Consider the following 15,466-nt stretch of genomic DNA (forward strand, 5'->3'; position numbering starts at 1 on the left):
CACGGACCCACTCATGACCAGCACGCTTACCGTCAGCGACAAACATCCCGAAAGCGCGGTGTATCGCGAAACGCTCGCCGCGGGCGAGCCCTGGCTGCACGAGGTGAAGGCCGGGCAGACGCTGCGCATCGTCGATCTGGAAGGCAATCAGGCCGTCGATACGCTGTTCTATAGCCTCGCCGATCCGCGCGAACGATTCGATCCGCAACGCACCCTGCGCCGCCAGCAGAGCCTTTATCTGACGTCCGGCACCGTGCTGTATTCGAATCTCGGCAATCCGATGCTCACCATCGTCGCCGATACCTGCGGCCGTCACGACACGCTCGGCGGCGCATGCGCGCAGGAAAGCAATACGGTGCGCTACGCGCTCGAAAAGCGCTACATGCATAGCTGCCGCGACAACTTCCTGCGCGCCTGCGCGCACGACGGGCGGCTTTCGAAGCGCGACATCGGCGCGAACGTCAACTTCTTCATGAACGTGCCGGTGACTGCGCAAGGCGGCCTGACCTTCGAAGACGGCATTTCAGCGCCGGGCAAGTACGTGGAGTTGCGCGCGGAAATGGACGTGATCGTGCTCATTTCCAACTGTCCACAACTGAATAACCCGTGCAACGCCTATAACCCGACGCCCGCGGAGCTCTTGATATGGAACTGAAGCGCATCCGTAGCTTCATCTATCACATCATGCTCGTTCGCTCGGGACGATGCTTCGCGCGCACGCGCGAGGAACTAACCCAAGCGCATCGCTGAACGCGTGTCGTGTCGGCCGTGGACGACCACGGCTCGCCATTCTCACGGCGGGACGGCCCGCCTCCGAATCAAGACTGCCTCCATGTTCGAGAAGATACTCATTGCCAACCGTGGCGCGATTGCGTGCCGCATTCTTCGAACGTTGCGCGAACTGAATGTCACCGGCGTCGCCGTCTACGCCGAAGCCGACCGCGCGAGCCGTCACGTCAGCGAAGCGCCCATCGCTCATGCGCTCGGCGACGGCCCCGCCGCCGTGACGTATCTCGACACGGCGAAGATTCTGGAGGTCGCGCGTCGCGAAGGCGTGCAGGCGATTCATCCGGGCTATGGCTTTCTGTCGGAGAACGCGGCGTTCGGCGAAGCATGCGAAGCGGCGGGCATCGCGTTTATCGGGCCGACGCCCGTGCAGTTGCGCGCCTTCGGCCTGAAGCACACGGCGCGCGAAATCGCCGCGAGTCAGGGCGTGCCGATGCTCGAGGGCACGGGACTGCTCGAAGGCGTGGCGGCGGCGCTGGAAGCGGCGCAGGCCATCGGCTATCCGGTGATGCTGAAGAGCACGGCGGGCGGCGGCGGAATCGGCATGCGCGTGTGCTGGAACGCCGACGAACTCGCCACGCATTTCGATGCCGTGAAGCGCCTCGGCGAGAACAATTTCAGCGATGCGGGCGTGTTTCTGGAGAAGTACATCGAGCGCGCGCGGCATCTCGAAGTGCAGGTGTTCGGCGACGGCCTCGGCGACGCGATCGCGCTCGGCGTGCGCGATTGTTCGGTGCAGCGGCGCAATCAGAAGGTGCTCGAAGAAACGCCCGCGCCGTGCCTGCCCGAAGGCATATCCGACGCACTCTGCGACGCCGCCGTGAAGCTCGCGAAGGCCGTCGATTACCGCTCGGCGGGCACGGTCGAATTCGTGTACGACAGCGCGGCGCGCCAGTTCTATTTTCTCGAAGTGAATACGCGCCTTCAGGTGGAACATGGCGTGACCGAGCAGGTATGGGGCGTCGATCTCGTGCGCTGGATGATCGAGCTCGCGGCCGGAACGCTCGCGCCTTTGAAGCAGCTCGCCGCTGGCCTCACGCCGCGCGGCCACGCGATACAGGCGCGGCTCTATGCCGAAGACCCGGGACGCGATTTCAAGCCGAGTCCGGGCCTGCTCACGGATGTATCGTTCCCGCCCGCCGATGGCCGCGCGCTGCGCATCGATACGTGGATCGAAGCGGGCTGCGAGGTGCCGCCCTACTTCGATCCGATGCTCGCAAAACTCATCGCGTGGTCGCCAACGCGCGACGAAGCCCGCCACGCGTTGGATGCGGCGCTCGACGAGACGCGCATCTACGGCGTCGAAACGAACCGCGACTATCTGCGCCAGATCGTGCAGGACACGCCGTTCGCATCGGGCGAACCGTGGACGCGCTGCCTGGAGGCGCTCGCCTATCGCGCGACGACCGTGGAAGTCGTGAGCGGCGGCACGCAGACGACCGTGCAGGACCATCCTGGACGGCTCGGCTATTGGGCGGTCGGCATTCCGCCGTCGGGACCGATGGACGACCGCGCGATGCGGCTCGGCAACCGGCTGCTCGGCAATGCGGCGGATGCCGCCGCACTCGAAATCACGATGAGCGGCCCGACGCTGCGCTTCAACACGGACGCGGTCGTCGCCATCACGGGCGCGCAGATTCCCGTGCATCTCAACGATGTCGAACAGCCGCTGAACACGAGCATCCATGTTCCGGCGGGTGCCACGCTCGCGCTCGGCACGATACGCGGCGCGGGCGCGCGCGCTTATCTGTGCGTGCGCGGCGGGCTCGATGTCGCGTCGTATCTCGGCAGCCGCAGCACGTTCACACTCGGCCAGTTCGGCGGGCACGGCGGCCGCGCGCTGCGCGCGGGCGACGTGCTGCATCTGTATCCGCTCGCGGATCAGCACGCGGGCGCGACGCTTTCCAACGTGCCGCCGCTCGACAGCGTGCGCACCATTCGCGTGATCTACGGACCGCACGGCGCGCCCGAGTATTTCACCGCGCCGTATATCGAGCGATTCTTCGACACCGAGTGGGAGATTCATTTCAACTCCAGCCGGACCGGCGTGCGCCTGATCGGGCCGAAACCGGAATGGGCGCGCGAGGACGGCGGCGAAGCGGGACTGCATCCGTCGAACATTCACGACAATCCGTATGCGGTCGGCGCGATCGACTTTACCGGCGACATGCCGGTGATTCTCGGCTCCGATGGCCCGAGCCTCGGCGGTTTCGTGTGCCCGGTGACGATCATCGAAGCGGACCTGTGGCACATCGGCCAGTTGAAGGCGGGCGACAAGGTGCGCTTCGTGCCGGTCGGTATCGACGCGGCACGCGAGGCCGCGCGCCAGCGCAGTCACGAGATCGACACGCTGACGATCGCGCCGCACGCTCTGCCTGAGCGAACCGCGCCGCTGACCTCGCCCATCGTTCTCGATACGGGCACGGACCGTGAAAGGCTCTTGGCGCGCGTTTCCGGCGACACGCATCTGCTGCTCGAAATCGGTCCGGCGGAACTCGATCTCGTCTCGCGCTTTCGCGGTCATGCGCTGATGCAGGCGCTTCAAGCGCAGGCGCTCGCCGGCGTGATCGACCTTACGCCGGGCATTCGCTCGCTACAGGTCCACTATCGGCCCGACGATCTGCCGCTCGCCCGCCTGCTCGCGATCGTCGACGAGGCGTGGCAGCAGGTGCTGCTGCAACGCGATTTGCGCGTGCCGTCGCGCGTGGTTCATCTGCCGCTTTCGTGGGACGATCCGGCGTGCCGGCTCGCCATCGAAAAGTACATGACCACCGTGCGCAAGGATGCGCCGTGGTGTCCGAGCAATCTGGAGTTCATCCGCCGCATCAACGATCTCGACTCCATCGATGCCGTGAAGCGCATTGTCTTCGACGCGAGCTATCTCGTGATGGGCCTGGGCGACGTGTATCTCGGCGCGCCCGTCGCGACGCCGCTCGATCCGCGTCATCGGCTCGTGACGACGAAGTACAACCCGGCGCGCACCTGGACGGCGGAGAACTCCGTCGGTATCGGCGGCGCGTATCTGTGCGTCTACGGCATGGAAGGGCCGGGTGGCTATCAGTTCGTCGGCCGCACGTTGCAGATGTGGAACCGCTATCGCAAGGTCGCGGATTTCGCGGGACAGCACTTCCTGCTGCGCTTCTTCGATCAGATCCGCTTCTACGAAGTCCCGGCGGACGAGCTGCTTCGCATCCGCGCGGATTTTCCGCTGGGCCGCTATCCGTTGCGCATCGAGCAGACGGAGTTGTCGCTGTCGGACTATCAGGCGTTTCTCGCGGAAGAATCCACGAGCATCGACGCTTTCCGCTCGCGGCAACAGGCAGCGTTCAACGCGGAGCGCGAACGCTGGCGCGAAGCGGGCGCGACCGAGGACGCGCTCGATGTGCCTGCCGTCGAAGAAGCGCAATTCGCCGCGCTCGAAGACGGCGAAGTCGCCGTGGACAGCGAGATCGCGGGCAGCCTCTGGCAAGTGAAGGTAGCGACCGGCGACGCGGTATCCGCGGGCGACGTGCTGCTCGTCATCGAATCGATGAAGATGGAGATCGCCGTTTGCGCGCCATGCGCGGGCAAGGTCGGCCCGATTCATGTCGCGCCGGGCTCGCCCGTGCGCGCCGGCCAGCGCGTCGCCGTCATCCAACGTCACTGAACACGGGATACACCACCATGCCGTCATTCGATCTGCGCCTATCCACGCTTCGGTCCGCGTACCGCGCGAAGACACTCACGCCGCGCGCGTTGATTGCGCAATTGCGCGACAAGGCCGCGACGCTGAATCCCGAGTTCAATCTCTTCATTCACCTTTTGAGCGAAGCGGAACTCGCGCCATATCTCGAACGGCTCGACGCGCAGGACTCCGAAGCGATGTCACTCTACGGCATTCCGTTCGCGATCAAGGACAACATCGACCTCGCGGGCATACAGACGACAGCCGCCTGCCCCGCGTTCGCCTACACGCCATCGGAGTCGGCGACCGTCGTCGCGCGCCTCATCGAACTCGGCGCGATACCGCTCGGCAAGACCAACCTCGATCAGTTCGCGACCGGTCTCAACGGCACGCGCTCGCCGTACGGCAAGTGCCGCAACAGCGTGCGCCCGGAGTATCCGTCGGGCGGATCGAGCGCGGGATCATCGCTCGCCGTCGCGCTCGGCGTGGCGAGCTTCGCGCTCGGCACGGACACGGCCGGTTCGGGCCGCGTGCCCGCCGCGCTGAACAACCTCGTCGGACTCAAGCCGACGAAGGGCCTGCTTTCGATGGCCGGCGTCGTGCCCGCCTGCCGCACGCTGGACTGCGTGACCTACTTCACGGCGACGGCGCAAGAAGCGAGCGAACTGCTCGCGCTCACCGCGCAAGCGGACGACCGCGATGCCTATAGCCGCAAGAATCCGCAGTGGAACACGACGCGTGCATTCGGCACGCCCGCCGCGTTTCGCTTCGGCGTGCCTGCGCAACTGGAATTCGCGGGATGCGCAGAAAGTCCCGCATTGTTCGATGAGGCTCGCGCGATGCTCGAAGCAGCCGGTGGCGAGGCCGTCGAGATCGACTTCGAGCCGTTCATCGAGGCGGCGCAGCTGCTTTATCAAGGTCCCTGGGTCGCGGAGCGTTACAGCGTGGTGCGCGACCTGATGCTCTCGCAGCCCGATGCGGTGCTGCCCGTCATCCGCGACGTGCTGGCGAAGGCGCCCGGCGCGACCGCTGTCGACCTGTTCCGCGCGCAGTACCGCTTGCAGGCGCTGAAGGCAATCTGCGATGCGTCGCTCGATTCACTCGACTTCGTTCTGACGCCGACGTATCCGCGTCCGGTCACGCTCGCCGAACTGGAAGCTGATCCTATCGGACCGAACTCCCTGCTCGGTCACTACACCAACTTCATGAACCTGCTCGACTACGCCGCCGTCGCGACGCCGACAGCTTTCATGCAGAACGGTCTGCCGTGGGGCGTCACCGTCTTCGGCCGCGCTTTCACGGACCAGTATCTGCTGGGCGTCGCCGACTTGCTGCAACGCGCGAGCGGCATCGCATGCGTCGGCGGCAACGTGATGTCGGCGGACGAGCGAAGCATCGCCACGAACGATCGCGTTCGCATCGCGGTGTGCGGCGCGCATATGCAGGGCTTGCCGCTCAACCGGGACCTGCTGGCGCGAGGCGCGCATCTCGTGCAGGCAACGCGCACCGCTGCGTCGTATCGGCTCGCGGCGCTGCCGGCGTCGGCCGATGGAACGCGTCGGCCGGGCATGTGGCGCGTGGCGGAAAACGGCGTCGAAATCGCGGTGGAAGTGTGGGAGATGCCGTTCGCCGAACTCGGCTCGTTCATCGCGACCGTTCCCTCGCCGCTTGCCTTGGGCAAGGTCGAACTCGCGGACGGGTCGTGGGTAATCGGCTTTCTCTGCGAACCGTATGGCGTGCAATCGGGCACGGACATCTCGGCGTTCGGGGGATGGCGAGCGTGGCTTGCCGAACAGCGGCGACGACCGGCGTTTTGCCGATCGTAGCCATTCGCGTTGGCCCGATCGGCATCGCTTCGTTTGACTCGTCGGCGGTCGATAGCGATCAGTGCCGGACGTTACGCTGCGTCGTTCATCCGATGTTCGCGATGCGGTCCCACACCCGTTGGCACGGCGAATGACGCGCACGCTTCCTCGTCCGCTTCGGCACCGACGACGCTCGACGAGGCATCGCTACCCGCGCGGCCCTGACTACGCCGCCAGCTCGCGGGCGGCATCCCGAACTGGCGCTTGAACGCCCGATTGAACGCCGCCTCCGATTCATAGCCCACGCGTTCCGCCACGGCCGCAATCGGTCGCGGCCCGGCGAGCAGGTCCTGCGCGGCCACTTGCAAGCGCCAGCACGCGAGGTATTGCATCGGCGCCTGACCGAGCAATTGCGTGAACCGCTGCGCGAGCGCGGAACGCGAGAGACCGACGCGGCGCGCCAGTTCATCGACGGTCCAGTCATGACCCGGCTGCGCGTGCAGCAACGCGAGCGCCTTGCCGACGAAACGGTCTTCGACGCCCGCGAGCCAGCCACGACGATCCTCGGGCATCGATGCAATGCAGCGCCGCACTGCTTCCACGAAGAGCAGTTCCGAGAGCCGCGCAAGCACGGTCGCGCTGCCGGGACGCCACTCGGCCGCCTCCGTCACCGCGAATCTCAGCGACGATTCGAGCCACGCGGATTGCGGATCGTTGCGCATGTCGATCTTGAAGAGACGCGGCAACGAAGAAAGCACTGGATTAACGAGCATATCGTCGCAAGCGAGAAAGCCGCACACGATCCGCGTGCGAACCGCTTCCTTTGCCCCTTCCTTTTCCGCGCCCTCTCCACCGACGCATAGGCGCATCACGTCGCCGGGGGAGGTCGCCAGATATCTCGCCACGAGTTCCTCGGCGGGCGTCGGCTCGAGATCGAGCGAACTGCCCATCAGATGCGCCTCGCCTCGTGGCACGACGAGCAGTTCCCCCGCATCGACGCGAATGGCCGACGCGGGGTCGTCGGTCAACGCCGCCCTGCAACTGCCTTCCAGAATGAGGTGATACGACACGACGCGCTCGGCGCGCGGCAGGAACGTCGCGCACATGGCGGGCGCGACTTGCCCGACCACGCACCACGGCGCCGTGAAATCGCCGTTCAGATACACGGCTCCGCTGAGACGCAGAAGACGAAGAACGTCGGAAAGCGCATCCATGGCCAGTCCCAAAGTTTCGGCGTCCCGCGCAAAACATCTGGACGCTCGGTCATTCAACGAAGCGGTCCGCGCGCCGATACTGGCATCCACGCGAAACACCACTGACGCAAGGTTAAGCCCAGTCGTAACGTTCGCCAACCCACACTAACGAGGGGTCTTCCGATGAATGACACAGCTACTTACCAAGGCAGTTGTTTTTGCGGCGCGGTGCAGTTCACGGTGAACGGGAAGCCGGAAGGCATGGGCTATTGCCATTGCGCGTCGTGCCGACGCTGGTCCGCGGGCCCCGTCAACGCGTTCACGCTCTGGAAGCCGGATGCGCTGCGCATCATTCGTGGCGCGGACCATATCGCCACTTACAACAATACTGAGCACAGCTATCGAAAATGGTGCACCAATTGCGGCGGGCATCTCTTCACCGAGCATCCGCATTGGGGGCTGACCGACGTTTATGCCGCCGTGATCGATGACTTCCCGTACGAACCAGGCCTGCATGTGCACTACATGGAATCGAAGCTGCCGATGAAGGACGGTCTGCCGAAGATGCAGGACTTGCCGAAGGAAATGGGCGGCTCTGGGTTAAGCGTCGCCGAGTAGTTCGTTGTTCAAGTAGTTCGGGTTGTTCGCGTTGTTCCGTAGCAATCCGCAAACAGGCAGCACGCGTGAGTGGTCTTGCGACGCTGCCATCTTGTCTATCAGGAGCCATGTCATGTCCGCAGTCGCTACCGCATTCTCGCCCGCCGCCGATCTCGCCGCCGTCAAGGTCCGTCAGCACGCTGCCTGGTCGACGGGCAACTACGCAGTCATCGGCACTACCTTGCAGATCGTCGGAGAGCATCTTTGCGAGGCGCTCGACCTGCGCTCGGGCAGTCGCGTGCTGGATGTCGCAGCGGGTAACGGCAATGCGACGCTCGCCGCCGCGCGCCGTTATTGCGATGTCATTTCCACCGACTATGTCGCTTCGCTGCTCGATGCGGGTCGCGCACGCGCCCAAGCGGAAGGCCTCGCGGTGCACTTTCAGGAAGCAGACGCCGAGGCCTTGCCTTTCCCGGATGCATCGTTCGATGTCGTGCTATCGACGTTCGGCGTCATGTTCACGCCGAACCAGCAACAGGCGGCGAGCGAACTGCTGCGCGTGTGCCGGCCGGGCGGAAAAATCGGCCTGGCGAACTGGACGCCAGAGAGCTTCATCGGACAGGTGTTCAAGACGATGGGCCAATACATCACGCCGCCCACTGGCGTGAAGTCGCCTGCGCAGTGGGGCACCGAGACGCGCATCGCCGAATTGCTCGGAAGCGGTGCGGCGCGCATCAGCGCGGCGAAGCGTGGTTTCGTGTTCCGTTACCGGTCGGCGGAGCATTTCGTCGACGTATTCCGCAGCTATTACGGCCCGATGAACAAGGCCTTCGCCGCGCTCGAAGGCGAGCGGCAAGCCGCGTTTCTCGCTGATCTGATGGCGCTCATCGAGAGTCGCAATCGTTCCGGCGACGAGACCCTCGTCTTGCCGAGTGAATACCTCGAAGTCGTGGTGGAAAGGAAATGATCCTGCTCAAACATATGCTCGACGAAGCGCTGGACTTCGGGTTGCGCCTGCACGTGCTCGTCTCTTCGACAGAGTTGCGGCGCGAGTCCTTATGCATGGGCATGCCGTTGTTGTCGTCCGTGTGCTTCTTCACACTTCGGCTTGCGCTATCGCGGATCGGCGTCGTGGTTTGAGCGCTGCTCGGTTCGGTCCTTCGCCTCGTATGTTCGATGCGAAGGACCGCGCAAGTCTGCGTGGTTGGAGGCGATCGTGTTCATCTATCTTTTCTTGTGGCTCAAGCGGGCGCTCGATCGAGCGGAGAACAGCCGTCGCGATGCTTATCTCGCATCGGCTTCGGATATCGTCGAACTGGAGCGCCGCATGCGTGCGCTCGATATGGAGAGGTAGATGAACGATATGCGCAACGCATTCTCGAAGGAGCCGATGTCGCCGGCATCGACTGTCATCGCGCTGCATTGCTCGGGCGCGGGCGCAGCACAGTGGCGCAAGTTGAGCGAGGCGCTCGGCTCGCGCGTATCGTTCATCGCGCCCGAGCACTACGGCTGCGACAGCACGGGACCGTGGAGCGGCGAGCACGCGTTCACGCTCGCCGATGAAGCCGAAAGAACCGTCGATCTCATCGATTCGACTTGCGGCAAGGTGCATCTCATCGGGCACTCGTACGGAGGCGGCGTGGCGCTTCGCGCCGCAATGGAACGGCCGCAGCGTATCGCGAGCTTATCGCTCTACGAGCCATCGGCGTTTTATCTGCTGAAGACGATGGGCCAGCATGGCGCGCGCGCGCTCGCCGAAATCAACGCGATATCGAAGCGCACGGCCGATGGCGTGAGTTGCGGCGACTATCGGGGAGCGGCGGCATCGTTCGTCGACTATTGGGGCGGCGCGGGTGCGTGGGAGGCGCTACGGCCCTCCGTGAAAGCCGCGCTCACGCGCTGGGTGCCAAAAGCGCCGCTCGACTTTCGCGCGCTGCTCGATGAACCCACGTCCGATGCGCCCTACGCTGACTTGCGCATGCCCGTTCTCGTCATGCGCGGCGAGCACGCGCCGCTACCCACGCGTGCATTGGCCGAGCGCTTGCCGCACATGTTGCCGCGTGCGCGGCTTGCGATCGTCGCGGGCGCGGGTCATATGGGGCCGCTCACGCACGCAGAGAAAGTCAACGACGCGATCATGCGGCATATCTTCGAACCGGGATCGAAGCGTTGCGAGCAAGCGCTCAGATACGGCTAGCAAGTCGGCGCGGACTTACGCCCGCGCATCCGTCACGCGAAGAGCGTGTCGAGCGTTATCGGCAAATCCCGCACGCGCTTGCCCGTCGCGTGCCAGATTGCGTTGGCGACAGCCGCCGCCACGCCCACCACGCCGATCTCTCCCACGCCCTTCGCGCCCAGCGGATTCACCACGTCGTCGTGCTCGTCGACGAAGATCACGTCGATGTCGTGTATATCCGCGTTCACCGGAACGTGATACTCCGACAGGTTGTGGTTCATCTGCCGGCCGAGTTCGTGATCGAATTGCCCGTGCTCGTGCAGCGCCATGCTGATGCCCCACACCACGCCGCCCGACACCTGACTCGCCGCCGTCTTCGGATTCACGATGCGACCCGCCGCCACCGCGTTGACCACGCGCGTCACGCGCACGGTGCCGAGCGCCGCATCGACGCGCGCTTCGACGAACACCGCGGAGTGCGTGGCGATCGAGTACGACTGCTGCTTGTCGTGCGGCGTCACGGTCACCTGCGCATCGAGCGAGTTCAGGCCCGCGCGCGTCAGCAGTTCGCGCAGCGATAGTCGTTGCTCGGTGCCTTCGCCGCACACGACGTAATCGCCGTCGAGCCGCACCGCGTCCGGCTGCGCGCGCGCGAACGCATCGCCGCCGTGTTCCTTCGCGAGCGACGCGAGCTTGCCGCGCAGCCGCGTGCACGCCGCATGCACCGCGCTTCCGACCGACGACACGGTCCACGATCCGCCTTCGAGCGGCGCCTTCGGCAGACGGCTGTCGCCCAGACGGAAATCGACGTGTTCGAGCGGCACGCCGAGCGCATCGGCGGCGAGCTGCGTCATCACCGTATAGGTGCCCGTGCCGATGTCCGCCGTCGCGCTCGCCACGACGACTCGCCCGTCCGCTCCGATCTCCGCGAGCGCGGACGCCTCGTTCTGCATTGCGTCCCAGATGCCTGTCGCCATGCCCCAGCCGACGAGTTCGTTTCCTTCGCGCATCGAGCGCGGCGCGAGCGGACGCTTGTCCCAGCCGAAGCGTGCCGCGCCCTCTTCGAAACACTCGCGCAACGCCTTGCTGGAAAACGGCAGGTTCTTGTTACCGTCCCGCTCCGCATAGTTGATGAGCCGCAGCTTCAGCGGGTCCATGCCGAGCGCCTCGGCGAGCTCGTCCATCGCCATTTCCAGCGGAAACAGCGCCTGCGCCGCGCCCGGCGCGCGCATGTCGGCGGGCGTCGGCACGTCGAGCTTGCTCACCTTGTAGTCGAGCCGCACGTTGTCGCACGCATAGAGCTGTCCGGCCCAGTTCACCATGACGTCGCAGTAGTCCTCGTATTGCGACGTCTCGGACACCGCCTCGTGGATGATCGCCTCAAGCTTGCCGTCACGGTTCGCGGCCAGCGCGACGCGTTGCAGACTCATCGGCCGGTGCGCGAACGTGAACATCTGCTGCCGCGTCAAGACCACGCGCACGGGGCGCTTCAGATCGCGCGCGGCCATGACGGCCAGCGGCAGATGATATTGCGGACGCAAGCCCGAGCCGAACGCGCCGCCGACGAACGGCGAGACGACTTCGAGCATGTCGTCGTCAAAGCCGAAGATTTTCGTCAGATACTGCTTGGTGTTGAGCACGCCCTGCGTCTTTTCATAGACGATGAACTTGCCGGACGGCTCGGGAATGACCGTGCAGCCGTGCAACTCGATCGGGTTGTGATACTCAGCCGGCGTCGAATAGCGGCAGTCGATCTTGAACGCGGCCGCGGCCAGCGCGCCGTCGGCATCGCCGCGCGGCGGTGGCGGCGGCTCGAAGCCGCCTTTTTCGGTCGATGGCGGATAGCTGTCCGCCTCGACTTCGCGCAGATCCGTGCAGTGGCTCGTGCGCTCGTAGGTCACTTCGATCAGCGACGCCGCATGACGCGCGAGCTCATAACTTTCCGCGACGACGAGCGCGACCGGCTGGCCGCTATACCAGATGCGATCGTCCCAGAGCGGCCGAAACGGCATGCCGCCCGGCGCGGACTGGTCTTTCCACGCGGCATCGTTGAGCGGCAACTCGGGGCGATTTTCATGCGTGAGCACCATCAGCACGCCGGGCAATTCGAGCGCGCGCCGCGATTCGATCGACACGATGCGCCCGCTCGCGATGCGACTCGGAAGAACGAAGCCATAGCTCATGTCATCCGCGAAGAATTCGCCTGCGTATCGCACCTCGCCCGTCACCTTCTTTCTGCCGTCGACGCGGTTGACGGGCTTGCCGCTGAAGTGCGCGCCCTGCCGCGCAATGCGTTCCAGTTCGTTCGGAGAATTCATGATGCGTCGTCCTCTCTGCTGGCGAGGCTGATACCCGATGCCTGTTCGAAAGCGCGCTCGATGGCGCGCGCGGTCAGTTCGATCTTGAATGCGTTGCCGGGACGGCCGCGCGCGTCGCGCACCATTGCGCTCGCAAAGTCGCGCACCGTGGCGGCGTCGAGCGTCTTGCCGCGCAACGCGGCTTCGGCGTCGCGGTTGCGCCACGGCATATGGGCCACGCCGCCGAGCGCGCAACGCACTTCTTCGATGCGATTGCCGTCGAGCTTGAGCGCGAGCGCGACCGACACCAGCGCGAACGCATACGACGCGCGATCACGCACTTTCACGTAGGCGTTGTGTTGAGCGAAGCCATCGGCGGGCAAGGTGATTCCGACGATGATCTCGTCGTCGCGCAGGTTCGTGTCGATGTGCGGGGTATCGCCGGGAAGCCGGTGAAACGCGTCGAACGGGATGACGCGCTCGCCGTCGTCGCTCGCGACGCGCACGGACGCGTCGAGCGCGGCGAGCGCTACGCACATGTCAGACGGATGAACGGCGATGCAATGCTCGCTCGCGCCGAGAATGGCGTGGATGCGGTTGACGCCATTCATCGCGCCGCAGCCGCTGCCCGGCTGGCGCTTGTTGCATGGCGTGGCGGTGTCGTAGAAATAATGGCAGCGCGTGCGTTGCAGCATGTTGCCGCCGACGGTCGCGACATTGCGAATCTGCGCGGACGCGCCGGCGAGAATCGCCTTCGACAGCAGCGGATAGCGCGACTCGATGCGTTCGTCGTAGGCCACGGCGCTGTTCGTGGCGAGCGCGCCGATGTCGATGCCGCCGTCCGCGTTCGGCTCGATGCCGGTCATCGGCAGCCGGCGGATATCGACGAGCCGTTCGGGGCGCGCGACGCCTTCCCTGATCAGATCGACGAGGTTCGTGCCGCCCGCGAGAAACGCCGCCGACGGCGCGCGGTGCGCTTCGAGCGCCGCGGATACGTCGTTCGCGCGCGTGTAGGAGAAGCGGTTCATGGGCGCGCCTCCTCGTTCTGAACGGCGGTTCCTTCGACGCCTTGCCCGCCCGACGCCTGCAGAATGGCCTGCACGATGTTCGGATACGCGCCGCAGCGACAGACGTTGCCGCTCATCGCTTCGCGCACCTCGGCGGCGTCGTGGGCGTGTCCTTCCGCGAGCATGCCGACGGCCGAGCAGATTTGCCCCGGCGTGCAGTAGCCGCACTGAAAGGCGTCGCAGTCGATGAACGCCTGCTGCATCGGATGCAACGTGTCGCCGTCAGCCAGCCCTTCGATCGTGGTGATGGCCGCGCCGTCGTACGAAACGGCGAGCGCGAGACACGTATTGATGCGCTGGCCATCGACGAGCGCGGTGCACGCGCCGCATTGTCCGTGGTCGCAGCCCTTCTTCGTGCCGGTAAGCTGGCAGTGTTCGCGCAGCAGGTCGAGCAGTGTGGTCCACGGCTCGATGTCGAAACTACGCGATTCGCCGTTGATCTTCAGCGTGCAGGCGACGCGCTGCGCGTGCGGCGCGTCCGCGTCCAGCGTGGTCGCGGTCGATGAGGTGTTCATGGGATCTCCTTGCGGGAATCCCGGTGCGCAGCACGCGCCGTGCCTTGTGCCGTGTTGGCGGCGACAAGGAGTCGACGGGTAACGCCAGACCACCTGACTCAAAATGCAAGAACCGCGAGAACCCGGGTACGATCAGGCAAGCGCAGCAAATGACCCGCGCCCCGCGAACAGAAAAAACGCCCAGACAGGAAGGAGCCAGACCGAAATGTCAAAGAGCCAGTACCGCATAGCCGTGATTCCCGGCGATGGAATCGGCAAGGAAGTGATGCCCGAAGCCTTGCGCGCGCTTGATGCAGTGAGCCAACGCTTCGGCATCGCGCTGGAGTACCAGCACATCGAATGGGCAAGCTGCGATTACTACGCCGCGCACGGCCAGATGATGCCCGACGACTGGAAGGCGCAACTCGAAACCGCCGACGCGATTCTGTTCGGCGCCGTCGGCTGGCCGCAAAGCGTTCCCGATCACATCTCGCTGTGGGGGTCGCTCCTGAAGTTCCGCCGCGAGTTCGATCAATACATCAACCTGCGGCCGGCGCGTCTCTTCGACGGCGTGCCTTCGCCGCTCGCCAACCGCAAGGCCGGCGACATCGACTTCATGATCGTGCGCGAGAACACCGAAGGCGAATACTCGTCCGTCGGCGGCGTCAGTTTCGAAGGCACCGAGCGCGAGTTCGTGTCGCAAACCTCCATCTTCACGCGTCATGGTGCGGAGCGCGTGCTCAAGTTCGCGTTCGATCTCGCGCAGCAACGCGCGAAGAAGATCACGGTGGCGACCAAGAGCAATGGCATCTCCATCAGCATGCCGTGGTGGGACGCCCGCGCCGCGGAAATCGCCGCGCAGTATCCGGACGTCGCATGGGACAAGCAGCATATCGACATCTTGTGCGCGCGCTTCGTGCTGAACCCGGGCCGCTTCGATGTCGTCGTCGCGACGAACCTCTTCGGCGACATTCTTTCGGACCTCGGGCCCGCGTGCACCGGCACGATCGGCATTGCGCCGTCCGCCAACATGAATCCCGAGCGCGCGTTTCCGTCGCTCTTCGAGCCCGTGCACGGCTCCGCGCCGGATATCGCGGGCAAAGGCATTGCCAATCCTATCGCGATGATCTGGTCCGCCGCGATGATGCTCGACTTCCTCGGCCAGCGCCCCGCGCACGATGCGATTCTGTCCGCCATCGAGGCCGTGCTGAAGGAAGGGCCGCACACGGGCGACCTGGGCGGCAAGGCCAGTACGAAGGAAGTCGGCGAAGCTATCGAGCAACGGCTCGGCTGACCAGGTATCGCTATTTCGTACGGGTTGCTAACTAATTCGAAACGCTTCATAGCGAACCGTTCGTTTTGTTCAGAACGGTTCGCTACGTCGCTC

The 15,466-nt window shown here is 65.1% G+C and carries 13 protein-coding genes; 9 read left to right on the top strand and 4 right to left on the bottom strand.

What is annotated here, in order from left to right:
- The first annotated feature begins 13 nt into the window (after positions 1 to 13).
- The 3 genes from LDZ24_RS22185 (at position 14) to atzF (ending at position 6,276) form a co-directional block, all read left to right on the top strand.
- The gene (locus LDZ24_RS22185) at positions 14 to 655 is read left to right on the top strand and encodes an urea amidolyase associated protein UAAP2 (RefSeq protein WP_248323379.1); all 642 of its coding nucleotides are present in this window, start codon (positions 14 to 16) and stop codon (positions 653 to 655) included.
- Between the two features lie 177 nt (positions 656 to 832).
- Positions 833 to 4,432 carry an urea carboxylase gene (gene uca / locus LDZ24_RS22190; protein WP_248323380.1) on the top strand — a complete coding sequence of 1,200 codons (3,600 nt, stop codon included), beginning with the start codon at positions 833 to 835 and terminating at the stop codon, positions 4,430 to 4,432.
- A 17-nt stretch (positions 4,433 to 4,449) separates the two neighbouring features.
- Positions 4,450 to 6,276, top strand: coding sequence for an allophanate hydrolase (gene atzF, locus LDZ24_RS22195; protein ID WP_248323381.1), 1,827 nt, complete (start codon positions 4,450 to 4,452; stop codon positions 6,274 to 6,276).
- 71 nt (positions 6,277 to 6,347) lie between these two features.
- Here atzF and LDZ24_RS22200 read toward each other — a convergent pair whose 3' ends face one another.
- Positions 6,348 to 7,469, bottom strand: a complete 1,122-nt coding sequence (locus LDZ24_RS22200; protein ID WP_248323382.1) for an AraC family transcriptional regulator — start codon at positions 7,467 to 7,469, stop codon at positions 6,348 to 6,350.
- Positions 7,470 to 7,631: 162 nt separating this feature from the next.
- On the opposite strand from LDZ24_RS22200, the gene LDZ24_RS22205 reads away from it, so the two are divergent.
- The 5 genes from LDZ24_RS22205 (at position 7,632) to LDZ24_RS22225 (ending at position 10,242) form a co-directional block, all read left to right on the top strand.
- The gene (locus LDZ24_RS22205) at positions 7,632 to 8,066 is read left to right on the top strand and encodes a GFA family protein (protein ID WP_248323383.1); all 435 of its coding nucleotides are present in this window, start codon (positions 7,632 to 7,634) and stop codon (positions 8,064 to 8,066) included.
- A gap of 112 nt (positions 8,067 to 8,178) precedes the next feature.
- A complete protein-coding gene (locus LDZ24_RS22210; RefSeq protein ID WP_248323384.1) occupies positions 8,179 to 9,012 on the top strand; it encodes a class I SAM-dependent methyltransferase in 834 nt (277 codons plus the stop codon).
- Positions 9,009 to 9,185 carry a hypothetical protein gene (locus LDZ24_RS22215; protein WP_248323385.1) on the top strand — a complete coding sequence of 59 codons (177 nt, stop codon included), beginning with the start codon at positions 9,009 to 9,011 and terminating at the stop codon, positions 9,183 to 9,185. The genes LDZ24_RS22210 and LDZ24_RS22215 overlap by 4 nt, the downstream gene beginning before the upstream one ends.
- Before the next feature lie 76 nt (positions 9,186 to 9,261).
- Positions 9,262 to 9,399, top strand: coding sequence for a DUF3563 family protein (locus tag LDZ24_RS22220; protein ID WP_248323386.1), 138 nt, complete (start codon positions 9,262 to 9,264; stop codon positions 9,397 to 9,399).
- On the top strand, positions 9,400 to 10,242 hold the full coding sequence (locus tag LDZ24_RS22225) for an alpha/beta fold hydrolase (protein WP_248323387.1): 843 nt from the start codon (positions 9,400 to 9,402) through the stop codon (positions 10,240 to 10,242).
- A gap of 32 nt (positions 10,243 to 10,274) precedes the next feature.
- Here the strand turns inward: LDZ24_RS22225 and LDZ24_RS22230 are convergent, their stop codons facing one another.
- Genes LDZ24_RS22230 through LDZ24_RS22240 form a run of 3 tightly spaced genes read right to left on the bottom strand, consistent with a single transcriptional unit; the run spans position 10,275 to position 14,100 of the window.
- A complete protein-coding gene (locus LDZ24_RS22230; protein ID WP_248323388.1) occupies positions 10,275 to 12,539 on the bottom strand; it encodes a xanthine dehydrogenase family protein molybdopterin-binding subunit in 2,265 nt (754 codons plus the stop codon).
- A complete protein-coding gene (locus tag LDZ24_RS22235) occupies positions 12,536 to 13,546 on the bottom strand; it encodes a xanthine dehydrogenase family protein subunit M (RefSeq protein ID WP_248323389.1) in 1,011 nt (336 codons plus the stop codon). Before LDZ24_RS22235 ends, LDZ24_RS22230 begins: the two co-directional genes overlap by 4 nt.
- Positions 13,543 to 14,100, bottom strand: coding sequence for a (2Fe-2S)-binding protein (locus LDZ24_RS22240; protein ID WP_248323390.1), 558 nt, complete (start codon positions 14,098 to 14,100; stop codon positions 13,543 to 13,545). The genes LDZ24_RS22235 and LDZ24_RS22240 overlap by 4 nt, the downstream gene beginning before the upstream one ends.
- A 205-nt stretch (positions 14,101 to 14,305) precedes the next feature.
- Here LDZ24_RS22240 and LDZ24_RS22245 point away from each other — a divergent pair, with 205 nt between their 5' ends.
- On the top strand, positions 14,306 to 15,373 hold the full coding sequence (locus LDZ24_RS22245) for a tartrate dehydrogenase (RefSeq protein WP_248323391.1): 1,068 nt from the start codon (positions 14,306 to 14,308) through the stop codon (positions 15,371 to 15,373).
- Positions 15,374 to 15,466 lie beyond the last annotated feature (93 nt).

Source organism: Caballeronia sp. Sq4a, from assembly GCF_023170545.1.
In the GTDB taxonomy this organism is placed as follows: Bacteria; Pseudomonadota; Gammaproteobacteria; order Burkholderiales; family Burkholderiaceae; genus Caballeronia.